The sequence below is a fragment of the Neobacillus sp. DZ-9 genome (assembly GCF_059587065.1).
Map to the genome: position 1 here is coordinate 304,196 of NZ_JCAIOL010000001.1, position 24,111 is coordinate 328,306.

Annotated in this window: 23 protein-coding genes, 1 other RNA gene and 1 other annotated feature (1 of these 25 running past the window's edge); of the genes, 23 read left to right on the forward strand and 1 reads right to left on the reverse strand. The window is 40.7% G+C overall.

Going from position 1 to position 24,111, the window contains the following annotated elements; genetic code table 11:
- Positions 1–61: a binding site (T-box leader), on the forward strand (it extends 180 nt beyond the left edge of the window).
- A 76-nt stretch (positions 62–137) separates the two neighbouring features.
- The 7 genes from hisS to AC59HZ_RS01490 all read left to right on the forward strand — a co-directional run bounded on the left by hisS (position 138) and on the right by AC59HZ_RS01490 (position 7,480).
- Positions 138–1,409, forward strand: a complete 1,272-nt coding sequence (hisS, locus tag AC59HZ_RS01460) for a histidine--tRNA ligase (RefSeq protein ID WP_496544144.1) — start codon at positions 138–140, stop codon at positions 1,407–1,409.
- Between the two features lie 13 nt (positions 1,410–1,422).
- Positions 1,423–3,192: an aspartate--tRNA ligase gene (aspS, locus tag AC59HZ_RS01465; protein ID WP_496544145.1), complete on the forward strand. Its 1,770-nt coding sequence runs from the start codon at positions 1,423–1,425 to the stop codon at positions 3,190–3,192.
- 66 nt (positions 3,193–3,258) lie between these two features.
- Positions 3,259–3,455: non-coding RNA, 6S RNA (ssrS, locus tag AC59HZ_RS01470), on the forward strand.
- A gap of 166 nt (positions 3,456–3,621) precedes the next feature.
- Positions 3,622–4,389, forward strand: coding sequence for a tRNA threonylcarbamoyladenosine dehydratase (locus AC59HZ_RS01475; RefSeq protein ID WP_496544146.1), 768 nt, complete (start codon positions 3,622–3,624; stop codon positions 4,387–4,389).
- A gap of 60 nt (positions 4,390–4,449) precedes the next feature.
- Positions 4,450–4,641 carry a hypothetical protein gene (locus AC59HZ_RS01480; protein WP_496544147.1) on the forward strand — a complete coding sequence of 64 codons (192 nt, stop codon included), beginning with the start codon at positions 4,450–4,452 and terminating at the stop codon, positions 4,639–4,641.
- Positions 4,642–5,610: 969 nt separating this feature from the next.
- Entirely contained in the window at positions 5,611–6,537 is a 927-nt protein-coding gene (locus tag AC59HZ_RS01485; protein WP_496544148.1) for an ABC transporter ATP-binding protein, read from the forward strand.
- Positions 6,530–7,480, forward strand: coding sequence for an ABC transporter permease (locus AC59HZ_RS01490; RefSeq protein ID WP_496544149.1), 951 nt, complete (start codon positions 6,530–6,532; stop codon positions 7,478–7,480). The genes AC59HZ_RS01485 and AC59HZ_RS01490 overlap by 8 nt, the downstream gene beginning before the upstream one ends.
- A gap of 47 nt (positions 7,481–7,527) precedes the next feature.
- Here the strand turns inward: AC59HZ_RS01490 and AC59HZ_RS01495 are convergent, their stop codons facing one another.
- Positions 7,528–8,796 (reverse strand): replication-associated recombination protein A, encoded by a 1,269-nt coding sequence (locus tag AC59HZ_RS01495; RefSeq protein ID WP_496544150.1) that lies wholly within the window; start codon positions 8,794–8,796, stop codon positions 7,528–7,530.
- 151 nt (positions 8,797–8,947) lie between these two features.
- On the opposite strand from AC59HZ_RS01495, the gene cymR reads away from it, so the two are divergent.
- The 16 genes from cymR to AC59HZ_RS01575 all read left to right on the forward strand — a co-directional run bounded on the left by cymR (position 8,948) and on the right by AC59HZ_RS01575 (position 24,110).
- Positions 8,948–9,370, forward strand: a complete 423-nt coding sequence (cymR, locus tag AC59HZ_RS01500) for a cysteine metabolism transcriptional regulator CymR (protein ID WP_496544151.1) — start codon at positions 8,948–8,950, stop codon at positions 9,368–9,370.
- A 46-nt stretch (positions 9,371–9,416) separates the two neighbouring features.
- The gene (locus AC59HZ_RS01505) at positions 9,417–10,559 is read left to right on the forward strand and encodes a cysteine desulfurase family protein (RefSeq protein WP_496544152.1); all 1,143 of its coding nucleotides are present in this window, start codon (positions 9,417–9,419) and stop codon (positions 10,557–10,559) included.
- A 42-nt stretch (positions 10,560–10,601) separates the two neighbouring features.
- Complete coding sequence (mnmA, locus tag AC59HZ_RS01510) at positions 10,602–11,720, forward strand: tRNA 2-thiouridine(34) synthase MnmA (RefSeq protein WP_496544153.1); 1,119 nt, start codon at positions 10,602–10,604, stop codon at positions 11,718–11,720.
- Positions 11,721–11,800: 80 nt separating this feature from the next.
- Positions 11,801–12,454 (forward strand): tetratricopeptide repeat protein, encoded by a 654-nt coding sequence (locus AC59HZ_RS01515; RefSeq protein WP_496544154.1) that lies wholly within the window; start codon positions 11,801–11,803, stop codon positions 12,452–12,454.
- A 34-nt stretch (positions 12,455–12,488) separates the two neighbouring features.
- The gene (gene recD2 / locus AC59HZ_RS01520; protein ID WP_496544155.1) at positions 12,489–14,900 is read left to right on the forward strand and encodes an SF1B family DNA helicase RecD2; all 2,412 of its coding nucleotides are present in this window, start codon (positions 12,489–12,491) and stop codon (positions 14,898–14,900) included.
- A gap of 34 nt (positions 14,901–14,934) precedes the next feature.
- Positions 14,935–15,411 carry a PRC-barrel domain-containing protein gene (locus tag AC59HZ_RS01525; RefSeq protein ID WP_496544156.1) on the forward strand — a complete coding sequence of 159 codons (477 nt, stop codon included), beginning with the start codon at positions 14,935–14,937 and terminating at the stop codon, positions 15,409–15,411.
- Positions 15,412–15,422: 11 nt separating this feature from the next.
- Positions 15,423–15,614: a YrzR-like zinc ribbon domain gene (locus AC59HZ_RS01530; RefSeq protein WP_223591237.1), complete on the forward strand. Its 192-nt coding sequence runs from the start codon at positions 15,423–15,425 to the stop codon at positions 15,612–15,614.
- Positions 15,615–15,636: 22 nt separating this feature from the next.
- A complete protein-coding gene (locus tag AC59HZ_RS01535; protein ID WP_496544633.1) occupies positions 15,637–15,771 on the forward strand; it encodes a YrzQ family protein in 135 nt (44 codons plus the stop codon).
- An 81-nt stretch (positions 15,772–15,852) separates the two neighbouring features.
- Complete coding sequence (locus AC59HZ_RS01540) at positions 15,853–16,932, forward strand: AI-2E family transporter (RefSeq protein WP_496544157.1); 1,080 nt, start codon at positions 15,853–15,855, stop codon at positions 16,930–16,932.
- A 339-nt stretch (positions 16,933–17,271) separates the two neighbouring features.
- Positions 17,272–19,908 (forward strand): alanine--tRNA ligase, encoded by a 2,637-nt coding sequence (alaS, locus tag AC59HZ_RS01545; protein WP_496544158.1) that lies wholly within the window; start codon positions 17,272–17,274, stop codon positions 19,906–19,908.
- 70 nt (positions 19,909–19,978) lie between these two features.
- Positions 19,979–20,245 carry an IreB family regulatory phosphoprotein gene (locus AC59HZ_RS01550; protein WP_066311816.1) on the forward strand — a complete coding sequence of 89 codons (267 nt, stop codon included), beginning with the start codon at positions 19,979–19,981 and terminating at the stop codon, positions 20,243–20,245.
- 3 nt (positions 20,246–20,248) lie between these two features.
- Complete coding sequence (gene ruvX / locus AC59HZ_RS01555) at positions 20,249–20,665, forward strand: Holliday junction resolvase RuvX (RefSeq protein ID WP_496544159.1); 417 nt, start codon at positions 20,249–20,251, stop codon at positions 20,663–20,665.
- A 12-nt stretch (positions 20,666–20,677) separates the two neighbouring features.
- A complete protein-coding gene (locus tag AC59HZ_RS01560; protein WP_496544160.1) occupies positions 20,678–20,971 on the forward strand; it encodes a DUF1292 domain-containing protein in 294 nt (97 codons plus the stop codon).
- A gap of 187 nt (positions 20,972–21,158) precedes the next feature.
- On the forward strand, positions 21,159–22,292 hold the full coding sequence (mltG, locus tag AC59HZ_RS01565) for an endolytic transglycosylase MltG (RefSeq protein ID WP_496544161.1): 1,134 nt from the start codon (positions 21,159–21,161) through the stop codon (positions 22,290–22,292).
- A gap of 242 nt (positions 22,293–22,534) precedes the next feature.
- Positions 22,535–23,194, forward strand: a complete 660-nt coding sequence (locus AC59HZ_RS01570; protein ID WP_496544162.1) for an O-methyltransferase — start codon at positions 22,535–22,537, stop codon at positions 23,192–23,194.
- Positions 23,181–24,110 (forward strand): peptidase U32 family protein, encoded by a 930-nt coding sequence (locus AC59HZ_RS01575; protein ID WP_496544163.1) that lies wholly within the window; start codon positions 23,181–23,183, stop codon positions 24,108–24,110. The genes AC59HZ_RS01570 and AC59HZ_RS01575 overlap by 14 nt, the downstream gene beginning before the upstream one ends.
- Position 24,111: the final 1 nt, after the last annotated feature.

The window sequence follows — 24,111 nt, forward strand, 5'->3', positions numbered from 1 at the left end:
GTCCATATTTGGGCCGCTTCAACTAGGGTGGCACCGCGGGATATAAACTCTCGTCCCTTGTATTTAATACAAGGGATGGGAGTTTTTTGTTTTTTAGAGAAAATAATTCATTTTTTATATAGAGGAGGGTTCCTACAATGGCAATTAGTATTCCAAGAGGAACGCAGGACATCCTGCCAGGTGAAATTGAGAAATGGCAGCTGATAGAGGAAAAAGCAAGAGAACTTTGTGAAAAATATCAATATCAAGAAATTCGGACACCTTTATTTGAACATACCGATCTTTTTTTACGGGGTGTGGGTGATACGACTGATATTGTTCAAAAGGAAATGTATACCTTTGAAGACCGCGGCGGACGTAGTATAACACTAAGACCGGAAGGCACGGCAGCGGTGGTCCGTTCGTTTGTTGAGAAAAAAATGTTTGGTTATGCAAACCAGCCCGTGAAGCTTTATTATATGGGACCAATGTTTCGCTACGAGCGGCCGCAGGCGGGGCGCTTCCGCCAGTTTGTCCAATTTGGAATAGAGGCTCTTGGAAGTAATGACCCGGCGATCGATGCTGAGGTTATATCGCTGGCGATGAACCTGTATAAGGAAATGGGGCTGCGGAAACTGAAGTTGATTATTAACAGCCTTGGTGATAAGGAGAGCAGAACCGCTCACCGCGAGGCGTTAGTGAATCACTTTAAACCGAGAATCGGTGAGTTTTGCCGTGACTGCCAAAACCGTCTCGAAAAAAATCCTTTGCGAATCCTTGATTGCAAGCAGGATCACGATCACGAATTAATGAAATCAGCCCCATCGATTCTTGAATATTTAAATGATTATTCAAAGGCTTATTTTGAAAAATTACAGCAGTATTTAACCCAGCTCGATATTCCATTTGAAGTTGATGCCAATCTTGTTCGCGGCTTGGATTATTACAATCACACAGCCTTTGAGATTATGAGCAATGCAGAGGGCTTTGGCGCGATCACCACTTTATGCGGCGGCGGCCGCTATAACGGCTTAGCTGAGGAAATTGGCGGACCTGAAACACCAGGAATCGGCTTTGCATTAAGTATTGAACGGTTTATCGCGGCTCTTAAGGCTGAAGGAATTGAACTTGAAATCAATGAAGGCATAGATTGCTACCTGGCTTCACTAGGTGAAGAGGCAAAGGATTATACAGTTGGCTTACTGCAGCAGCTTCGTCTAGCCGGTTTTTCAGCAGAAAGAGATTATTTAGATCGAAAAATTAAAGCACAATTTAAGGCGGCAGACCGCTTGAAGGCCAAATATGTGGCTATACTTGGTGACGATGAGCTTAAAAACAACAAAATCAATGTGAAAAATATGGCTACAGGTGAACAAGAAGAAATAGCGCTTGAATCTTTTATTCAATATTTTCAGGGGTTAAAACAATAAGGGGGATTTAGGAATGTTTGGCAGATCGTATTTTTGTGGTGAAGTTCCAGAAACAGCAGTAGGGGAAAAAGTAACCTTAAAGGGATGGGTTCAAAAAAGACGTGACCTTGGCGGATTAATTTTTATCGATCTTCGCGACCGTACAGGAATTGTTCAGGTTGTCTTTAATCCTGATTTGTCAAAGGAAGCTTTGGAGACAGCTGAAAAAATCCGTAATGAATATGTTCTTGATATTGTTGGAACAGTTGTTGCTCGTGAGCCAGGAACCATTAATGAAAACTTAAAGACGGGGAAAATTGAGGTTCAAGCGGAAGTCGTGACAATAATCAATGAAGCGAAAACACCGCCGTTTATGATAACTGATAACTCCGATGCTTCCGAGGATGTCCGTCTGAAATACCGTTATTTAGACTTCCGTCGCCCGGTCATTTTTGAAACACTGAAAATGCGTCATCAGGTGACAAGGGAAATCCGTAATTTCCTTGATGAGGAAGGCTTCTTAGATATTGAGACGCCGATTTTAACAAAGAGCACTCCTGAAGGGGCACGTGATTATTTAGTACCAAGCCGTGTGCATCCAGGTGAGTTTTATGCATTGCCGCAATCGCCGCAGCTTTTTAAACAATTGCTTATGGTCGGCGGAGTGGAGCGCTATTATCAAATTGCCCGCTGCTTCCGTGACGAGGACCTGCGTGCAGACCGCCAGCCTGAATTTACGCAAATCGATATTGAAACGAGCTTCCTAAGCCAGGAGGATATCATTGCTTTGATGGAAAATATGATGTCGAGGGTGATGAAGGAAGTAAAGGGTGTAGAGGTTCCGCACGTCTTCCCGCGTATGACCTATGACGAAGCAATGAGCCGTTTTGGTTCTGATAAACCTGATACCCGTTTTGGTCTCGAGTTAGTTGACCTTTCTGAAATCGTTAAGGATTCTGGATTCAAGGTGTTTGCAGCTGCTGTTGCAGGCGGCGGTCAAGTTAAAGCCATCAATGTAAAAGGTGCAGCTGAAAAATATTCACGTAAGGATATCGATGCCCTAACAGAATTCGTGGCTGTTTATGGTGCAAAGGGTCTTGCCTGGTTAAAGGTTGATGCAGAAGGCCTGAAAGGTCCAATCGCCAAATTCTTCTCGGAAGAGGATGCGAATGCACTGCTGGCATCTCTTGAAGCGTCTGCCGGAGATTTGCTGCTGTTTATCGCTGACAAGAAGAGCGTTGTTGCCGATGCACTGGGGGCACTTCGATTGAAGCTTGGTAAAGAATTAGGTTTAATCGATCAAAGCCTGTTTAATTTCCTTTGGGTTACAGATTGGCCGTTGCTTGAGTATGATGAGGAGGAAGGCCGTTATTATGCAGCCCACCATCCGTTTACAATGCCATTTAGAGAAGATCTAGAATTTTTAGATTCTGATCCTTCTAAAGTGCGTGCACAGGCTTATGACCTTGTTCTAAATGGTTACGAGCTAGGCGGGGGTTCTTTAAGGATTTTTGAACGTCATATCCAAGAAAAAATGTTCAGCGTCCTTGGCTTTACACCTGAAGAAGCGCGCGAGCAGTTCGGCTTCCTGTTAAATGCATTTGAGTATGGAACACCTCCGCATGGCGGAATTGCCTTAGGCCTAGACCGTTTGGTAATGCTGCTTGCCGGCAGCACTAACCTTCGCGATACGATTGCATTTCCAAAGACAGCAAGTGCAAGTTGCTTGTTGACTGATGCACCGGGTGAAGTTTCTGAGGCGCAATTAAAAGAGCTAAATTTGTCACTAAATGTCAATAAATAGCATGAATTCGCTTTCATGAAACCTTGAATGACGAAACGTAATGTGGTATTATAAAGTCAATTCGAAAGAGTCCTGAAATGTACGTTGTGTTACCTGAAGTTTTGACCGAACATTATTTATTCGGGAGTCTGGAGTTTCCTGATTGCATAAATGCCTCACTCTTTGTCGAGTTAGGGGACTTATAATTTCGGGAACAGGACACCCCCCTGCTGAATGCGGGATCAAAACGAGGGATCAAAAGCGACGGCATAATTGGGACTCTTTTCTATTTTTATGAGTGTTAAACCTCCTTCCTTGTGCAGGAGGTTTTATTTTTGCTTTGTATCTACATAATTCCTATAAAAATACTTGTTTTTATGAGCGGGTATGATATATTTTTATGGTGAAAAAATAAATATAAATTGAATTTACATTTGGAGTGAATTTATAATGCTGCATCAATTTTCTCGTAATGAGCTTGCGATAGGAAAAGAGGGCTTAGATATTATGAAGGGCAGCACCGTTGCTGTTCTGGGGATTGGCGGTGTCGGTTCGTTTGCGGCGGAAGCGCTTGCCCGTTCTGGTGTCGGACGCTTGGTGTTAATCGATAAGGATGACGTTGATATCACTAACGTGAATCGACAGCTTATCGCCCTTCTGTCAACTGTCGGCCGACCAAAGGTTGAAATCATGGAGGAGCGGATTAAGGATATTAATCCCGATTGTGAAGTCATCTCTCTTAAAATGTTTTATACCGAGGAAACCTATGAAGATATTTTTGGATATAACTTGGATTTCGTGGTTGATGCTTCGGATACCATTATGTATAAAATCCATTTAATGAAAGAGTGCTTAAAGCGAAATATCCCGATTATTTCAAGTATGGGTGCAGCCAATAAAATGGACCCAACCCGCTTTCAGATTGCCGATATCTCAAAGACACATACGGATCCGATTGCAAAGGTTATTCGCACGAAGCTGCGTAAGGAACGAATCCATAAAGGCATTCCGGTTGTTTTTTCTGATGAAAGCCCGATCGTTATTCGTGAAGATGTCCGCAAAGAGGTTGGGAATGATCAAGCGGCTATCCGTAAGGCAAAGATGCCGCCATCCTCTAATGCTTTCGTCCCATCTGCTGCCGGCTTAATCATGGCGAGCTATGTTGTGAGAGAACTGCTTAAAAATATCAAAATTAGTCGCGTTTCGGATGAAAAATAATTTTTTGTGTGCCCTGGACTTTAGTATAGTTCGGGGTTTTTCTTTGTTTGGCGGTTCTAGATGCCCGAAACAAAGGCGCGAAAAAGAAAAAGGGTAACGGAGAATGAGTCTACGTGCCTGAAACCGAGGGCAGAGAAGGAAAAAGGTAACATAGACCGGTTCTATGTGCCCGAAACCGTGGGGAAGGAGGAAAAAGGTGACATAGAAAGGGTCTACGTGCCCGAATCTGTGGGGGAAGGAGGAAAAAGGTAACGTAGAAAGGATCTACGTGCCGAAATCCCGGAGAAAGATGGAAAAAGGGAACGTAGAATAAAAAAGGCCGCTTAGGGATTTCCTAAACGACCGAGTTATAAGATTAAATATCAAATTCATTCATAGTAAAACCAACGACCATACCCAATTTGATTATAATTCTCCATTAGGATCCTCCTAATCTTCTTTCTAGACTGAATCACCCCGCACCATTCATGCACCAGATTAGTTGTAATCTTCATATCAGGAAAAAGCAGTTTTATCTCCTCGACGCTCCTTAAAACACCGGAAATCACATCTTCATGACACCCACATTTTTCACATACCAATTTCTTTTCGCCGACCAAATACATAAATGAGTAGCACAAGAAGCAAAGGATGCCCTTTCTTAGTGGTTCATAATTATATGAAATTGACCGGCTAAATGGAGTTTCACTAAGATGCATAGAAATTAATTGGTCTGCGAGCTTTTTATGTAGGCCGTTTAATCTTGAAGGTATTTTGTCAAATTTATTAATATAGCTATCAAGCTGTGTCGGAAAAATAATCGGAGTGTTTAAAGGGGCTTGATATAAGGTGAATTTGGGGTTTACAAAGCTGACATTTCCATCTAGGGGAAAATGAAATCCAAGATTTTTGATTAATGGCCCAAGAAGCGACTTACTCCGTTTTAGTTGATCCAAGGGATTCTGTATTTCTTCCTTGCCAAAGGTAAAGAAACTGCCTGAATCATAATAAAAGTCCCCTTCAAAGTTTTTAGTTCATAATTTCATTATAAAAAATAATTTTGTTAATAATGCATGAACGTTTTGTTAACATTCTCAGTCTCCAGCCCTAGAACCCATTCATCCTCAAGCCGTTTTAAGGAAGCACCACAATCAAGATATAATAATTTTTGAAGATACACCCGTTGAAGCAGGAAAATTTTTCTACAATAAGGTAAACTGTCAATTAGAGAGGAGAGAAAATATGGAAAAAATTGTCGAGTTAAAAGACGTTACCAAAGTAATTAAGGGAAGAACCATTATTGATAATATTAGCTTCCAAGTTAATAAAGGCGAGGTTTTCGGCTTTCTTGGCCCAAATGGTGCGGGGAAAACGACAACCATTCGGATGATTGTCGGCTTGATGGGAATCACTCAAGGGGATATTACAATTGATGGAGCAAGCATTAAAACCCAATTTGAAGATGCTGTTAGACATGTAGGCGCCATTGTTGAAAATCCAGAAATGTATAAATTTTTAACCGGTTATCAAAATTTGGTGCATTATGCCAGAATGGCAAAAGGAATTACTAAGGAAAAAATAGCCGAAACAGTCGAACTTGTTGGGTTAACCGATCGGATTAATGACAAAGTAAAAACCTATTCACTTGGGATGCGGCAGAGATTAGGGCTGGCACAGTGTCTATTACATGACCCCCAAGTCTTAATCCTTGATGAGCCGACCAACGGATTAGACCCAGCAGGCATAAGAGAAATCCGCGACTATGTCCGCCTGCTGGCCCGTGAAAAAAATATGGCTGTCATCGTCTCTAGTCATCTTCTGTCTGAAATGGAAATGATGTGCGACCGAATCGGAATTATTCAAAACGGTAAACTGATTGATGTACAACTAGTACAGGAATTCGTTCACGGTACCGCAATCACATATGAACTAGAAGTAGTTCCAAGCGATAAGGCATTAACCCTAATCCAGACAAACTATCCAAATGTGAGAGCGACCCGTTCACGAAATGGTATTTCCGTCGAGGTTTCAAAAGAAGAAATTCCACAAATAGTGAAAATATTGGTGAATGAAGATATCCTAGTTTTTGGGATAAAAGAAATTGCAAAAACATTAGAGGATCGCTTCCTGGAAGTTACTCAAGAAAAGGAGGCAGCACCACATGCTTAATTTAATCAAAAATGAATGGATGAAAATTTTTAAACGGCCGGGAACGTATGTAATGATGGCCATCTTGATTGCTGTTACCATTATTGTCGGGATCTTTTTTAAGTATCAGGATAATAACAACAAAGCAGCAGTCGATAAAAATTGGGAGCAAACCTTACAGCAGGAAAATGATGCGTTAAAGAAGCAGATGGATCAAAGTCAAACCAAATTAGAAAAGAAGTTTTATCAAAAAGAAATCGCCATTAATGATTATCGGATCAAGCATCATATAAATCCACATGAAAAATATAATGTATGGTCCTTTGTCAAAGATGCCTCTGAGCTCATTATTTTAGCTGGTCTGTTTACCATTATCGTCTCCGCTGGAATTGTTGCTAGTGAATTTAATTGGGGGACAATAAAACTGCTGCTAATAAGGCCGATTAATCGGACGAAAATCCTTACCTCAAAATATCTAACCGTTTTAATGTTTGCCCTGTTTATGCTTGGGATTCTGTTTGTTTTTTCGATGGCGCTGGGAGCCCTTTTATTTGGGACGCCAGAGCATGCCGTTCCATATTTGAATTATAATAATGGCCAGGTAACTGAACAAAATATTGTCGTTCACTTATTAATCTATTACGGTTTAAACTCGATCAAAATGATGATGTTAGTTACAATGGCATTTATGATTTCATCTGTGTTCCGCAATAGTTCACTTGCTATCGGTCTATCACTGTTCTTATTGTTTACAGGGGATCAATTCACAGCTTTATTATCATTGAAATTTTCCTGGGCGAAATACATCCTATTTGCCAATACCGATTTAATGCAATATTTCGAAGGCACGCCAATGGTGGAAGGAATGACGTTGACCTTCTCCATCACCATGCTGCTGCTCTATTTTGTCATTTTCCAATTCTTTGCCTTCTTCGTTTTCAAAAAACGTGACGTCGCAGCTTAACAAAAAAGGTGTCAGGCACAATCCAATTGTGCCTGACACCTTTTTTCCTATTTTCGCATTAATTTGTCATAAACAGTCGCTAATGCCTGCTCAAACTTACCTGTTTTCTTAGGCTGATAGTATTGTTTATTTTTTAGCCTGTCTGGTAAGTATTGCTGAGGCACCCAGCCGTTTTCAAAGTCGTGAGGATATTTGTAGCCGATCCCTCTGCCTAGCTCTTTTGCGCCTTTGTAGTGGGCATCACGCAGATGGTCCGGCACTTCGCCGACGATTCCTTTTCTGATATCTTCAAGGGCTGCTTCAATTGCTAAAACAGCAGAGTTGGACTTAGGCGACAAGCACAGCTCAATTATGGCATTTGCTAAGGGGATCCGCGCCTCAGGGAAGCCGATTCTTTCAGCCGTTTCAATGGCAGCTAAGGTCCTAGCTCCTGCTTGAGGATTGGCGAGCCCGACATCCTCATAAGCAATAACAATCAAACGCCGGCTAATACTGACCAAATCGCCAGCTTCAATTAATCTCCCAAGATAATGAAGGGCTGCATTGACGTCGCTGCCGCGAATCGACTTTTGAAAAGCCGAGAGGACATCATAATGTTCATCCCCATCTTTATCGGCAACTAAGCTTTTCTTTTGCAAGCACTCTTCGGCTGTGGTTACATCGATATGAATTACATCCTCTTCATCTTTATCTGTTGAAAGAACCGCTAATTCCAGTGCGTTTAACGAACTTCTTACGTCACCGCCCGAACCTTGAGCAAAATGCTGCAGTGCATCATTTGAAACTGCCACCTTTAATCGTCCAAAGCCTCGCTCTTCATCCTCGAGTGCCCGTTTCAAAGCCTGCCTAATTTCATCCGGTGTTAACGGCTTAAGTTCGAAAATCTGACATCGGCTGCGAATCGCTGGATTAATTGCAAAATAGGGATTACTGGTTGTCGCACCAATTAAGGTAATCATTCCGTTTTCTAAGTAGGGTAATAAGAAATCCTGTTTTGCTTTATCTAAACGATGGACTTCGTCGAGGAGAAGGATTACTTTCCCGGACATTTTCGCCTCTGCTGCGACAATTTCCATGTCCTTTTTATTATTGGTTACAGCATTCAAAGTTCGAAAAGCATATTTTGTGCTGCCAGCGATAGCGCTGGCGATCGAGGTTTTGCCGATCCCTGGCGGTCCATATAAAATCATTGATGTCAGCTGTTTTGCTTTCACCATTCTCGCAATAATTTTACCGTCGCCAACCAGATGCTGCTGGCCGACAATTTCTTCAATCGTTCTGGGACGCATCCGAAATGCTAAAGGTTTTTGTTGCATGTTCATCTCTCCACATAAGAAATCACTTACCCTTACGATACCATTTTCTATCCTAAAAGCATATTAAAGAAGAATATGATATAATTTTAATGCCAATCAATTTACTAAGGATTTTCTTAAATATAGATCATAGAACATAGGGGTGCTAATAATGAAGATTTCAACAAAGGGACGTTATGGCTTGACGATTATGATTGAGCTTGCTAAAAAATACGGTGAAGGTCCTACTTCTTTAAAAACAATTGCCCAGGCCAATGAACTATCAGAACACTATTTAGAACAATTAATTGCTCCATTACGAAATGCCGGATTAGTTAGAAGTATTAGGGGTGCTTATGGAGGCTATATTCTTTCAGACGTTCCTTCAAAAATTACTGCAGGGGATGTTATCCGTGTCCTTGAAGGTCCGATTACCCCTGTAGAGGGCATTGAAGATGAAGAGCCTGCCAAGCGTGAGTTGTGGATTCGTATTCGCGATGCGATTAAGGATGTTTTAGATAATACGACATTAGAAGACTTAGCCAGCCACAGTGAAGATCAAGAACCAGAAGAAGGTTATATGTTTTACATTTAAGGTAAATGGTAATAATAGAGAATTATTTTTGATTGAAGGTGTATTTATGGAACGAATTTATCTCGACCATGCCGCGACATCTCCCATGCATCCTAGAGTAGTGGAAAGAATGCTCGAAGTCATGAACTCAACTTTTGGAAATCCTTCCAGCATACATTCCTTTGGCAGGGAGGCCCGCCATCATATTGACCTTGCACGGGCAGCGTTAGCTAAAAGTATCGGGGCAAAGGAAAACGAGATTATTTTTACAAGCGGAGGTACCGAGGCTGATAATTTGGCATTATTCAGTGTGGCTGAGAGCTACCAGAATAATGGGAAACATATTATTACCACGCAAATTGAGCATCATGCTGTCCTTCATGCTTGCAAAAAACTAGAAAAAATGGGCTTTGAGGTTACTTATTTACCTGTCGATGAAACAGGGAGAATCTCGATTGATGAACTCCGAACCGCCTTAAGGGACGACACAATCTTGGTTTCTGTTATGTATGGCAATAACGAGGTAGGTACCATTCAGCCAATCAGGGGAATCGGACAACTTTTAAAAGACCATCAAGCGAAATTTCACACCGATGCGGTTCAGGCATATGGAGTAGAGCACATTGATGTCAGTGAATGCATGATTGACTTATTATCCGTTTCCGCTCATAAAATCAATGGCCCAAAAGGAATGGGCTTTCTTTTTGCAAGTGCTGACGTAAAAATTTCTCCGCGTATTTTTGGCGGGGAGCAGGAGAGAAAACGACGGGCAGGAACCGAAAATGTTGCTTCCATTGCTGGCTTTCATGAAGCCGTCACCATTGCAAATGAAGACCGTACTCCAAAACGAGATAAGTATTTGGGGTTAAAAGAAACACTTATGCGAAAGCTTCGGGATTTAAATGTCGAGTTTGAGGTAAACGGATTGCTTGAAAATTCTTTGCCGCATGTATTAAACTTAAGCTTCCCGGGGACAAGTGTGGAAGCGATGCTGGTGAATCTTGATTTAGCAGGTATCGCTGTTTCGAGCGGATCAGCTTGTACGGCTGGCTCAATCGAACCTTCTCATGTCCTTGTGGCCATGTTTGGCAAACAATCAGAGCGATTAATCAATTCCATCCGTTTCAGCTTTGGCTTTACCACAACTGAAGAAGAAGTGATAAAGGCTGCGGAAGAAACAGCTAAAGTGGTTTCTCGTCTGAAAAAATAAATGTACAGCAAATGTTTCCGCAAAAAGAGAGGTGCATGAAAATTGGAAAGAAAAGATCCAAAAGACACACGGGTGGTTGTTGGAATGTCTGGAGGTGTGGATTCTTCAGTAGCAGCGCTTTTATTAAAGCAGCAGGGCTATGATGTGATCGGCATTTTCATGAAAAACTGGGATGACACCGATGAAAACGGTGTTTGCACAGCGACAGAAGACTATGAAGATGTAATTCGTGTCTGCAATCAAATCGGTATTCCGTATTATGCCGTTAATTTTGAAAAGCAATATTGGGACAAGGTATTTACCTATTTCCTTGAAGAATATAAGGCTGGAAGAACTCCTAATCCCGATGTGATGTGTAATAAAGAAATCAAATTTAAAGCCTTCCTTGAGCATGCGATGAAGTTGGGAGCTGACTTTCTTGCGACTGGCCATTATGCTCAAGTAGAATATCGTGATGGAGAATACAAAATGCTCCGCGGTCTGGATGAAAACAAGGACCAAACGTATTTCTTAAACCAATTGTCGCAGGAGCAGCTTAGTAAAGTTATGTTTCCAATCGGTAATTTAGAAAAAGCAAGAGTTCGGGAAATTGCCAAGGAAGCGAACCTGGCAACAGCGACGAAAAAGGATAGCACAGGGATTTGTTTCATTGGGGAACGTAATTTTAAGGAGTTTTTAGGACAATATTTACCGGCACAGCCTGGAAATATGGAAACATTCGAAGGCGAAGTGAAGGGCAGGCATGAAGGTCTGATGTATCATACGATTGGCCAGCGCCATGGACTTGGCATCGGCGGTTCGGGTGACCCTTGGTTTGCCATCGGTAAGGATTTAAAAAGAAATGTCCTTTATGTTGGACAAGGTTTTCATAACGAAAAGCTATATTCTGATTCGATTATCGCGGCTAATGTCAGCTGGGTGTCCAATCGAGAAAAGCCGGCGGAATTCGAATGTACGGCCAAATTCCGTTATCGTCAGGAAGATAATAAGGTAACCGTTCGTCTTTTAGAAGACGGTCGGGCAGAAGTTATTTTCCATGAACCAATTCGTGCCGTCACACCAGGGCAGGCTGTTGTTTTTTACAATGGTGATGAATGCCTTGGCGGCGGAACAATTGACGAAGTATATAAAAATGGTGAACGACTTACTTATGTCGGCTAAAATGACCCTGATTCCGCTTCCGGAGTCAGGGTTTTTTATACGGAATATGATATACTTTCCTTTAGAATGGAGTGATTGGAATGGATAAAAACGAATTGGGTGTAAAGTACATGCAAGAAGGGAACTGGGAAGAGGCAGCAAAGGCCTTTAACGAAGCCATTGAAGAAAACCCAAAAGACCCTATTGCTTATATAAATTTTGGCAACGTCCTCTCAGCAGTTGGGGACGATGAAAGAGCTCTAAACTTCTATCAAAAAGCAATCCAAATAGATGAAAACGCTGCGGCAGCGTACTATAGTATCGGTAATTTACTTTTCAGCAAAGACTTGTTCAACGAAGCGAAAAATATGTTTGAAACCGCAATGAAAAAAGGACTTCAGTCAGCAGACAATTTCTTTATGCTGGGATTAACTCTAGTTAGCTTAGATCAAGGAAGGTATGCTCTTCCATACTTGCAAAGAAGCGTCGAGCTAAATGAAAATGATGCCGAAGCACGTTTTCAATATGGCTTATGTTTAGCGCAGTTAGAGCTAATTGATGAATCGATGGTTCAATTTGAAAAATGTGTGGAGTTAGATCCTGATCATTCAGATGCTTACTATAATTTAGGAGTATCATATGCATTTAAAGAAAATGCTGATAAAGCTTTAGAAATGTTCCAAAAAGCATTAGACATTCAACCAGACCATATGCTTGCCGGTCATGCCAAAAAATTAATTGAAAATAATCAATAATGTTTTAAATTTTCAGGTGGAGGGAGGGAGCAAAATGGAAAAACAGGATTCGCTTGATTTATTTGCCGAACAAGGGAAATTTGTGAAGGGCAGACCAATTGTTACGATTTTTCATAATGAGCAGAATCTTTATACGGTTTTAAGAATTCGGGTCGATGAAACCAATCATCAATATGATGACAAAGAAGCGGTTATCACGGGCTATTTTCCAAAAGTCCATGAGCAGGAAACCTATATTTTCTACGGTGAGTTTAAAGATCATCCGAAGTTCGGTCTGCAATTTCAAACTAATCATTTCAGGAAGGATATGCCCCAATCAAAACAAGGGGTGATTGCTTATTTATCTGGTGAAATGTTTAAAGGGATTGGAAAAAAGACGGCCGAAAACATTGTGGAAACCTTAGGGGAAAACGCGATTTCCAAAATTCTAAATCAGCCTTCACTCTTAGATTCGGTTCCTAAGCTCCCTCCTGATAAGGCCAAGCAGCTTTACGACACTTTGATGGAGCATCAAGGGCTTGAGCAGGTTATGGTCGCCTTAAATCAATATGGCTTTGGGCCGCAGTTATCGATGCGGATTTATCAGGTGTATAAAGAAGAAACCTTAAATACCATTCAAAAAAATCCTTATCAGCTTGTCGAGGATATTGAAGGGATCGGTTTTGGCCGTGCAGACGAGCTAGGCTACCAGCTTGGCATCTCCGGCAGTCATCCCGATCGAATTAAAGCAGCCTGCCTTTATATCTTGGAAAACGAAAGCATGCAAACGGGTCATGTTTTTATACAGGTGGAAGATTTGCTAGAGCGGGTAAAAGCACTTTTAGAAGAAAATAAACGGGATCAAATCGACTATCTGAATATTTCCAACGAGATTATCAAGCTTGAAGAAGAAGGAAAAATAATTGGAGAAGAAAAACGCGTTTATTTACCTTCCTTATTTTTTGCGGAAAAGGGCCTGGTGACAAGCATCAATCGCATTTTAAAACAAACAGAATACAAAGAACAATTTCCTGAATCGGAGTTTCTGCTGGCATTAGGAAGCTTAGAGGAACGGATTGGGGTTCAGTATGCCCCAACACAAAAAGAAGCGATTCAAACGGCATTAATGTCACCGATGCTAATCTTAACTGGTGGACCTGGTACAGGAAAAACGACAGTAATTAAAGGAATTGTCGAGTTATATGCTGAACTGCATGGCTGTTCATTAGAGCTGAAGGATTACCATAAAAAAGATGAGCCGTTTCCATTTTTGCTGGCCGCGCCAACTGGAAGAGCAGCGAAAAGGATGAGTGAATCAACAGGGCTTCCAGCGGTGACGATTCACCGGCTGCTTGGATATAACGGTTCAGATGGATTTGACCGTGCGGAAGAAAGTCCACTTGAAGGGAAAATCCTGATTGTCGATGAGACCTCCATGCTCGATATTTGGCTTGCCAATCAATTGTTTAAAGCACTCCCTGAAAATATTCAAGTAATTCTCGTAGGGGATGAAGACCAGCTTCCTTCTGTTGGTCCTGGTCAGGTATTAAAAGACCTGTTGCAATCGGCACGAATACCAACAGTAAGATTAACCGATATATACCGCCAAGCAGAAGGCTCCTCTATTATCGAACTTGCCCATGAAATTAAAAAGGGTCACTTGCCGGCTAATGTCGCAGAACGAAAACCAGACCGTTCGTTTATTAGATGTTCAACAGCACAGATTTCACAGGTAGTCGAAAAGGTCGCAATCAATGCAAAAAATAAAGGCTATACCGCCAAAGATATTCAAGTGTTGGCCCCTATGTACCGGGGACCGGCAGGAATCGACCGGTTAAATCTATTGTTGCAGGAAATATTTAATCCGAACCCGGAGGGCACAAGAAAGGAAATTGCCTTTGCCGAAGTGAAGTACCGAATTGGCGATAAGGTGCTTCAACTTGTTAATCAGCCGGAAAGCAATGTATTTAATGGAGATATTGGTGAAATAATCTCGATTATCTATGCTAAGGAAAATACCGAAAAACAAGATATGATTTACATTTCCTTTGAAGGCAATGAAGTCGAATATACACGTCAGGATTTAAACCAAATCACCCATGCTTATTGCTGTTCAGTACATAAATCGCAGGGAAGCGAATTTCCAATCGTCATTCTTCCAATAACAAGAAGTTATTACCGGATGCTGCAGCGCAATTTAATCTATACGGCGATTACTAGAAGCAAGCAATCCCTGATATTATGCGGCGAAGAGGATGCACTAAGAATGGGCGTCGAACGAGCAGATGAGTCGAAAAGGCAAACCACTCTATGCGAAAAGCTTCGTGAAATCCTTCCGGAAAATGATACCAATTTGGCTTCAAAAACAGCTGACAGTGAAATGTCGTTAGAAGAGGAATTAATGCTAGTCAATCCAATGGTTGGCATGGAAAACGTTACCCCTTATGATTTTATGGTGAAAGACTGAAACTATAAATGTTCGAGAGGGGGTGGGACACTCTTTGCGGACATTTTCATTATTAAAAGGACAACCGGTTTTTGACACTAAAAAAGGAACAAAAATTGGTGAAATTCACGACCTTTGTATTTCCAGCCATGGAAAAGTAGAAGGTCTTTTAGTTAAAAAAGGCGTTTTCTTCAAACAATCCTATTTTCTCGATATTCAAAAGGTCGCCTCCTTTGGCTGGGATGGGGTAATGATTGAGAATGCCATGTATTTGGAAAAGTTGAAAGAGAGTCCTGAATATACCTTGACCCATCAACATTCACTAGACGGAATGATGATGCTTACTAAGAGCGGTGAATCGCTCGGAATGTTAAAAGATGTATATTTTCAGGAGGAAGTGGGCACAATCGTAGGGTACGAAATCACGGATGGCTTCTTTTCGGAAATTACGGAAGGGAAACAAGTGGTTCAATCCGGGAAGCCCTTAGCGATCGGAAAGGATGCCATTATCGTTGATGTAGATCATACGTGAGGTGTCTTTTCATGTTTAAGTGTCCCAATTGTCAAAGCAAGGATATCGGCAAAATTGGTATTAACCAATATTATTGCTGGAATTGTTTTATTGAACTTTCCCTTAACAAAGGTATTATCAACACCCATCAAGTCGAAGAAGACGGATCACTAAGTTCGCTGGATGATTTATTTGAAGAAGAAGAACGTCGTTACACCCTTTAAATATTGCAAAGAGGTGAGGCGTATGAATAAAATGATGACGACGGTGGTTGCCTTTGGTGCTGGAATGGCCGCATATAATATCGCCCAAAGAAATGATATGATGTCAGCCCGCAATATGAAAAGAATGCAAAAGATAGTAAAACGAGCGATATTTTAAAATTAATCCCCCTCAAATTTGAGGGGGATTTTGAATATTCCATTGAAATGTCTCCAAAACTAATAGAAAGGAGGCGCGGGCGTGGACATTCGAATGAAATGGTATTACAGAATTGGATTTTTGCTCCTTTTATTAATTGCCATTTATGTTTTTCTTAAAATTAGCTCCGTCTGGATGCCGATTGTAAGAATGGCTGCGATTATTGTTCTCCCTTTTGTCATAGCGGGATTCATTACTTATTTACTTCATCCCATTGTAGAAAAATTGCATGAAAAAGGGCTGCATCGTGGTCTTGCTATTATTTTAATATATGTGCTATTTTTTGGAGGAATCGGTTTTGCCCTTTATAAAGGAATTCCCGTCATCATTAACCAATTAAAGGACCTGTCAGAAAGTGCCCCCGTATTTGCCGAGCAATACCGAGGCTGGGTCAATCATTTACAATCCCACACGAGGGCATGGCCGGATGGTCTGCAAACTAAATTAAATGATGGTATTGACGCATTTGAAAAAAAGATGGACTCCCTTTTGACGGTAATTGTAAATATTTTAATGAACTTTTTGAATTCGGCATTAATCTTTATGATTATTCCGTTCATTGCTTTTTATATGTTAAAGGATTTTCCTTTGATAAAACGGGCAGCTTGGTATTTGACTCCGAAAAAATGGCGCAAGAAAGGGACGCTTTTTCTAAAGGATGTCGATGAGTCGCTTGGCAGCTATATCAGGGGCCAGCTGTTAGTTTGCATTATTATCGGGAGCATTTCGGCCCTATTATTTTGGATTTTCCATTTAAAATATCCATTGCTATTAGGGTTAATAGTTGGTGCCACAAATGTGATCCCTTACTTTGGACCGATTATTGGAGCGGTGCCTGCTGTCATTATTGCAGCCACTTCATCAGCAAAGCTAGTTATTATCACATTAGTCATTGTGTTTGGATTGCAATTTCTTGAGGGAAATATTTTATCTCCATATATCGTTGGGAAAAGTTTGCATATGCATCCTTTATTAATAATGGTGGCGTTAACAGCAGGAGGAGAAATTGGCGGGATATTAGGGTTAATATTAGCAGTTCCAATCCTAGTTGTTCTAAAAGTAGCGATCCTTCATGCTAAAAATCATTTTATGCAGCGGGAAACGCCTGATTCGCCAACATAAGAAATTGACAAACGTTTTCTGGGTGGATATAATTCGTTATAGAATATTTGGATGAACATGTTGAAGGACCTTATTATGTTGTAGACCATCTGTAGCACAAATTGTGCAGAAGAGAGGAGCTTCCCAGGCTGAAAGAAGCTCTAGATGAAGGATGACAGAACGCTAGTCCTGAGTGCAGCTAACCACTGCCGTTTTAGCCGCGTTAAGGCTTTATTGAGAGATGGATACGTGATTTTGTATTCATAATCAGGGTGGTACCGCGAGACATAGCTCTCGTCCCTGCTATAGGGATGAGGGCTTTTTTGTATTCTTTTTTACATATATAAGGAGGTCTATATTATGAAAAACTTAACAGGATCACAGATCCGCCAAATGTTTCTTGATTTTTTTAGCAAAGAAAAAGGACACCAAGTTGAACCAAGTGCTCCACTTGTCCCGCACGATGATCCATCACTATTGTGGATTAACAGCGGTGTGGCAACCTTAAAGAAATATTTCGATGGCCGTGTTGTGCCGGATAATCCAAGAATTACAAATGCGCAAAAATCAATTCGTACTAACGACATTGAGAATGTCGGAAAAACAGCCCGTCACCATACCTTCTTTGAAATGCTTGGTAATTTTTCGATCGGTGAGTATTTTAAAAAGGAAGCCATAGAGTGGGCATGGGAGTTTTTAACCTCTGAAAAATGGATTGGCTTTGACCCAGAGCTATTATCTGTCACTATTCATCCAGAGGATAATGAAGCATATGAAATTTGGAATAAAACTATCGGAATTCCGGAGGAGCGCATTATTCGACTTGAAGGAAACTTCTGGGATATTGGGGAGGGCCCAAGTGGTCCGAACACGGAAATTTTCTATGATCGCGGGCCTGAGTATGGGAATGATCCGAGCGACCCTGAGCTATATCCAGGCGGGGAAAATGAACGCTACCTTGAGGTGTGGAATCTAGTATTTTCTCAATTTAACCATAATCCTGATGGCAGTTATACTCCGCTTCCAAAGAAAAACATCGATACTGGAATGGGATTAGAGCGAATGGCATCTGTTGTTCAGAATGTTCCAACCAATTTTGATACTGATTTATTTATCCCGATTATCCGTGCTACAGAGGAAATTTCTGGTGATAAATACGGAGTAGACAAAGACCGTGACGTCGCTTTCAAAGTTATCGCAGACCATATTCGTACCGTTGCTTTTGCAATTGGGGACGGGGCTTTGCCATCAAATGAGGGCCGAGGCTATGTATTAAGACGTTTGCTCCGCCGTGCTGTCCGTTACGCAAAGCAAATTAATATTAATCGTCCATTTATGTTTGAATTGGTTCCAGTCGTCGGAGAGATCATGCAGGATTTTTATCCGGAAGTAAAAGACAAGGAAGAATTTATTCAGAAAGTCATTAAGAACGAAGAAGAGCGCTTCCATGAAACACTTCATGAAGGTTTAGCTATTTTAGCAAGTGTTATTAAAAAGGAAAAAGCTAAAGGAAGCAATACGATTCCAGGTGAAGACATTTTCCGTCTTTATGATACTTATGGCTTCCCGGTTGAATTAACTGAAGAATATGCAGAAGAAGAAGGTATGAAGGTTGATCATGAAGGCTTCGAGGTAGAAATGGAGCAGCAGCGTGATCGTGCACGAAAAGCCCGTGCAGATGTTGATTCGATGCAGGTTCAAGGTGGAGTACTGCGAGATGTGACAGTAGAAAGCAAGTTTGTTGGGTATGACCAGCTGCAAACCACCTCTTCTGTATTAGCCATTATTAAAAATGGTGAACTTGCAAATGAGGCATCTAAAGATGAGGAAGTCCAGATTATTTTAGATGTGACACCTTTTTATGCAGAAAGCGGCGGACAAATCGCTGACCGCGGCCAGATTGCGGGTGATGGTGTAAGTGTTTTTGTTAAAGATGTTCAAAAAGCACCAAACGGTCAAAACCTGCATCAAGTTGTCATTAAATCAGGTACGTTAAAAACAAACCATCAAGTTACGGCTACTGTTGATGCCGATAACCGCGTAAAAATTATTAAAAACCATACAGCTACTCATTTGCTGCATCAAGCATTAAAAGATGTCCTTGGCGAGCATGTGAATCAGGCAGGTTCCCTTGTTGAACCGGACCGCCTTCGCTTTGACTTTTCGCATTTTGGTCAAATTAAACCGGAGGAACTAGAGCAAATTGAAAAAATCGTGAATGAAAAAGTCTGGAGTAATATTGAAGTCGATATCAGCCTAAAGCCTATTGCTGAAGCAAAAGCAATGGGTGCAATGGCCCTTTTTGGCGAAAAATATGGCGATATTGTCCGTGTTGTAAAAGTTGGCGATTACAGCCTTGAGCTTTGCGGAGGATGTCATGTTCCTAACACTTCTGTGATTGGCTTAGTTAAAATTGTTTCAGAAGGCGGAATTGGGGCTGGAACTAGACGGATTGAAGCTGTTACAGGTGAATCAGCTTATAAAGCCTTAAATGAACAAGTTGGATTATTAAAGGAAGCAGCAGAAAAGCTTAAAACCAATCCAAAAGATATTGCTGTAAGAATTGAAGGTTTATTGACAGAAATCAAACAGCTTCAACGTGAAAACGAATCACTTGCTGCAAAGCTTGGAAATATTGAAGCAGGCAATCTCGTTTCCAATGTTAAAGAAATAGATGGAGTCAAAGTGTTAGCGGCTAAAGTTCAGGCTGCAGATATGAACAACTTAAGAAATATGGCAGATGATTTAAAGCAAAAATTAGGCTCAGCGATTATCGTACTAGGTAGTGCCCATGAAGGAAAAGTTAATTTAATTGCAGCAGTCACAAAGGATTTAATTGAAAAAGGTTACCATGCCGGCAAGCTGATCAAAGAAGTAGCAACGAGATGCGGCGGCGGCGGCGGCGGTCGTCCTGACATGGCCCAAGCAGGCGGGAAAGACCCTGAAAAACTTGAATCCGCTTTACAATTCGTGGACGAATGGGTAAAATCCATTTGATAAAAGGATAAACTAGTGTAAAATGTAGGTAACTATTACAAATCTCTCCTTAAAGAACGAGGTGCATGATATGAGCTCATTTGACAAAACGATGAGATTTAATTTTCCGGAAGAGCCTTTTGAACATGATGTAAACGATGTACTTTTTCAAGTCTATGAGGCTCTTAAGGAAAAAGGGTATAACCCTATCAATCAAATAGTCGGGTACCTTTTATCTGGAGACCCTGCCTACATTCCACGTCATCGCGATGCCCGTAATATCATTCGGAAGCTTGAACGTGACGAAATTATTGAGGAATTAGTCAAATCCTATCTAAAACAGCAACGAGAGGGTTAATGAATGCGCGTATTGGGTTTAGATGTCGGCTCAAAAACTGTTGGAATTGCTCTTAGTGATGAACTGGGGTGGACAGCACAGGGCCTTAAAACCCTCAAAATCAATGAAGAAAGACAGGAGTTTGGTTTTGAGGAAATTGGTCAATTAATAAAAGAGTATCAAGTAGATAAAGTGGTCATTGGTTTGCCAAAAAATATGAACGGTACAATTGGACCGCGCGGTGAGGCAAGCAAGCAATTTGCTGAGGAAATAGAAAATCAATTTTCTGTTCCGACTATTTTATGGGACGAGCGCCTGACAACGATGGCGGCAGAACGCGTATTGCTTGAAGCGGATGTTAGCCGGAAAAAGCGCAAAAAAGTCATTGATAAAATGGCAGCCGTAATGATTCTGCAAGGCTATCTTGATAGTAAAAATTAATGAGGTGAAGAAATGGAACACGGAGAAAACCAAATTACAATCGTTGATGAAGAAGGAAATGAGCAATTATTTGAGGTGCTCTTTACATTTGAATCAGAAGAATTCGGAAAGTCATATGTCTTATTTACTCCAGTTGGTGCAATGGACGAAGAGGATGAAGAAGGTCCCGAAATTCATGCCTATGCCTTTAATCCTACAGATGAGGGCGGCGACGGCGAATTAATCCCAATTGAAACCGAAGAGGAATGGGATATGGTTGAAGAAATGTTAAATACCTTCTATGAAGAGCAAGAAGACGAAGAATAAGATTGCAGGAACCAGCTATTTAATAGCTGGTTTTTTTCTTTAAAATTTCCACTTACTTTCCGACAAATTCATTGTTAAATTGACATTTTTCTTACTATATGCTGAAATAAAATAGGAGCATTATCTGTAAAAATTCGTGAACAATAGTTATTTTACGAAAGTAAGTCATGTGGAAAGGGGGAAAAAGATGACGACTGACAATAAAGACACAAAAAAGGATGTTATTCGTCAAAAAATGCTCGAACACCAAAGCGAAGCAAAGGTTGTTCGAAAAATTGTTTTGATTATTTCAATTTTATTAATATTATTAATTTTGTTAGTAGGTGGCGGAGGCTATCTCTACATACAATCAGCCATGAAACCGGTGGATCCAAAAAGTAAGGTTCAGAAAAAAGTCGACATTCCAATTGGCTCTTCTGTGACAGGGATTGCTGAAACGTTGGAATCAAACGGAATTATTAAGGACGCTAAGGTATTTAAGTATTATGTTAAACTTAAAAACGAAGGCGGCTTTATGGCTGGTGAATATCAATTAAGTCCTTCGATGGATGTCCAAGAAATCGTAGAGCGCTTAAAAACGGGGAAGGTGCTGGCGCAGGCAAGCTTTAAAATTGCCATTCCAGAGGGTAAGCAACTGAAGGAAATTGCGGGAATAATGGCTGCTGCTACTAAGCAAAATGAAGCGGATGTTTTCAATAAATTAAATGATAAAGAGTTTATTAAAGCACTTATGGCGAAATATCCTGATATTTTAACCGATGAAATCCTGAATGCATCTATAAAATATCCACTTGAGGGTTATTTATATCCGGCAACCTATCCGTTTTACAAGCCTAACCCCACCGTTGAGGAAATGGTCACAGCTATGCTTGATAAAACACGTACTGTAGTATCTGATTATACGGGGGAAAGCAAGGATAAAAAGCTATCCGTTCATCAGCTGTTAACGATGGCGTCTTTAGTAGAGGAAGAAGCAACTGAAAAAGCGGATCGTAAAACGATTGCAAGTGTTTTCTATAATCGAATGAAAAAGGGGATGCCGCTGCAAACGGACCCAACTGTCCTATATGCCCAAGGGAAACACAAAGAAAAGGTTTTTTATAAGGATTTAGAAGTGAGTTCCCCATACAATACCTATCTAAATAAAGGTCTGCCTCCAGGTCCGATTGCCAATGCTGGAAGAATTTCTATCGAGGCTGCCTTGAACCCCGAGAAAACCGATTATTATTATTTTCTTGCAGCCAATGGTCAAATCTATTTTAGCAAAACGCTTGAAGAGCATAATAATTTAAAAGCAAAGTATATTTCCAGTAAAAAATAATCAACACATTTGGGGAAATGTTCGCATTTCCCTTTTTTTTATGGTAGAATAATTCAGTGTTGAATAGATAATCCATAGCGTAACTCACAGTAAGGGAATTTGGGACGATTTTGTCCGAAAAAAACGGATCGGGGTCAAACTCGTGATGTCATTTTCTGTGAACGCTATTTTTTCATGTCTAAAGACTATTAAATTGGCAAAAATGCATTTAAGGCATTTTAAAGGATTGAGGTGACGGCAGCTTGTTAAATGAAAAGCTGCATTTTTATATAGAAGAATTGATTCTTGGACGAAATCCGTTGTTTTCGGAAATGGAGAACTACGCCCAGGTTCATAAAGTTCCGATTATGGAAATTGCCGGAATCGAAGCGCTGCTTCAATTATTGCGCATCCAAAATTCAAAAAAGATTCTTGAAGTAGGGACGGCAATTGGCTACTCTGCCTTAAGAATGGCAAATGCCCTTCCTAAAGCTCAAATTGTTACGATTGAACGGGATGAAGAACGAATTCAAGCAGCTAAAGAGTTCATCAAACGTTCAGAGCATGCTAAGCAAATTATCCTGGTTGAGGGTGATGCATTAGAGGTGGAGGATGCCGTTAGCAAGTTTGCACCTTACGATACCATTTTTATTGATGCCGCTAAAGGACAATATAAAAAGTTTTTTGAAATCTATTCAAAATATCTTTCAGATGACGGAATGATTATTACTGATAATGTTTTGTTCAAAGGATTAGTAGCGGAGCCCGAGATAGAATCTAAAAGAATTCGAAATTTAGTTAAGAAAATTGATGAGTTTAACCATTGGTTAATGCGACATCCAGATTATGATTCGGTTATTCTTCCAGTAGGGGATGGAGTCGCAATTAGCAAAAGAAGAGGTGAGAGTTATGAAAAAGCCTGAATTACTTGTAACAGCAACATCTGTAAATGATATTTTGCCTTTAGCCGAGGCGGGAGCAGATGCTTTTGTTGTTGGAGAACAACGATATGGGCTGCGTCTTGCAGGTGAATTTAATAGAGAAGATGTTAAAAAAGCGATAGAATTGGCACATTCTAAAGGAAAAAAAGTTTATGTGGCGATGAATGCTATCTTTCATAATGATAAAATTGACGAGCTTGGCGAGTATATCCAATTTGCGGCGGAGAATAAAGCAGATGCCATCATTTTTGGAGACCCAGCTGTATTAATGACAGCTAAAGAAGCAGCACCTGAAATGAAGCTTCATTGGAGCACAGAAACGACAGGCACGAACTGGTATACATGCAACTACTGGGGAAGAAAGGGCACGAAAAGAGCCGTTCTTGCCCGTGAAATCAATATGGATGCCATTGTTGAAATCAGGGAAAATGCCGAAGTGGAAATTGAAGTACAGGTACACGGCATGAGCTGTATGTTCCAATCCAAGCGTTCCTTGCTTGGTAATTATTATGAATACCAAGGCAAAGCAATGGAAATTGAAAACCGAAAAATGCAAAAAGATATGTTCCTTCATGATAAGGAACGTGGGAATAAATATCCGATTTTTGAAGATGAAAACGGAACCCATATTATGAGCCCTAATGATATTTGTATCATCGATGAGCTTGGGGAAATGTTAGAAGCAGGAGTAGATTCTTTCAAAATCGACGGAATCCTAAAGAGCCCGGAATATATTCTTGCTGTTACAAAAGCTTACCGAGAGGCGATTAATTTATATTTCGAAGAACCAGATGCATACGAGGATAAAAAGGACGAGTTATTAGCAGCAATCGAAGAAATTCAGCCGTCCAATCGTCCGTTAGATACAGGATTCTATTTTAAAGAGACAGTTTATTAAA

Bases quoted from the DNA above. Each gene is read 5' to 3' on its own strand.
- hisS (WP_496544144.1), top strand. From the start codon at position 138: ATGGCAATTAGTATTCCAAGAGGAACGCAGGACATCCTGCCAGGTGAA.
- cymR (WP_496544151.1), top strand. From the start codon at position 8,948: ATGAAGATTTCAACAAAGGGACGTTATGGCTTGACGATTATGATTGAG.
- AC59HZ_RS01475 (WP_496544146.1), top strand. From the start codon at position 3,622: ATGCTGCATCAATTTTCTCGTAATGAGCTTGCGATAGGAAAAGAGGGC.
- recD2 (WP_496544155.1), top strand. From the start codon at position 12,489: ATGGAAAAACAGGATTCGCTTGATTTATTTGCCGAACAAGGGAAATTT.
- aspS (WP_496544145.1), top strand. From the start codon at position 1,423: ATGTTTGGCAGATCGTATTTTTGTGGTGAAGTTCCAGAAACAGCAGTA.
- AC59HZ_RS01530 (WP_223591237.1), top strand. From the start codon at position 15,423: ATGTTTAAGTGTCCCAATTGTCAAAGCAAGGATATCGGCAAAATTGGT.
- AC59HZ_RS01505 (WP_496544152.1), top strand. From the start codon at position 9,417: ATGGAACGAATTTATCTCGACCATGCCGCGACATCTCCCATGCATCCT.
- mltG (WP_496544161.1), top strand. From the start codon at position 21,159: ATGACGACTGACAATAAAGACACAAAAAAGGATGTTATTCGTCAAAAA.
- AC59HZ_RS01495 (WP_496544150.1), bottom strand. From the start codon at position 8,796: ATGCAACAAAAACCTTTAGCATTTCGGATGCGTCCCAGAACGATTGAA.
- ruvX (WP_496544159.1), top strand. From the start codon at position 20,249: ATGCGCGTATTGGGTTTAGATGTCGGCTCAAAAACTGTTGGAATTGCT.
- AC59HZ_RS01515 (WP_496544154.1), top strand. From the start codon at position 11,801: ATGGATAAAAACGAATTGGGTGTAAAGTACATGCAAGAAGGGAACTGG.
- AC59HZ_RS01575 (WP_496544163.1), top strand. From the start codon at position 23,181: ATGAAAAAGCCTGAATTACTTGTAACAGCAACATCTGTAAATGATATT.
- AC59HZ_RS01480 (WP_496544147.1), top strand. From the start codon at position 4,450: ATGCCCGAAACAAAGGCGCGAAAAAGAAAAAGGGTAACGGAGAATGAG.
- AC59HZ_RS01560 (WP_496544160.1), top strand. From the start codon at position 20,678: ATGGAACACGGAGAAAACCAAATTACAATCGTTGATGAAGAAGGAAAT.
- AC59HZ_RS01490 (WP_496544149.1), top strand. From the start codon at position 6,530: ATGCTTAATTTAATCAAAAATGAATGGATGAAAATTTTTAAACGGCCG.
- AC59HZ_RS01550 (WP_066311816.1), top strand. From the start codon at position 19,979: ATGAGCTCATTTGACAAAACGATGAGATTTAATTTTCCGGAAGAGCCT.
- alaS (WP_496544158.1), top strand. From the start codon at position 17,272: ATGAAAAACTTAACAGGATCACAGATCCGCCAAATGTTTCTTGATTTT.
- AC59HZ_RS01485 (WP_496544148.1), top strand. From the start codon at position 5,611: ATGGAAAAAATTGTCGAGTTAAAAGACGTTACCAAAGTAATTAAGGGA.
- AC59HZ_RS01535 (WP_496544633.1), top strand. From the start codon at position 15,637: ATGAATAAAATGATGACGACGGTGGTTGCCTTTGGTGCTGGAATGGCC.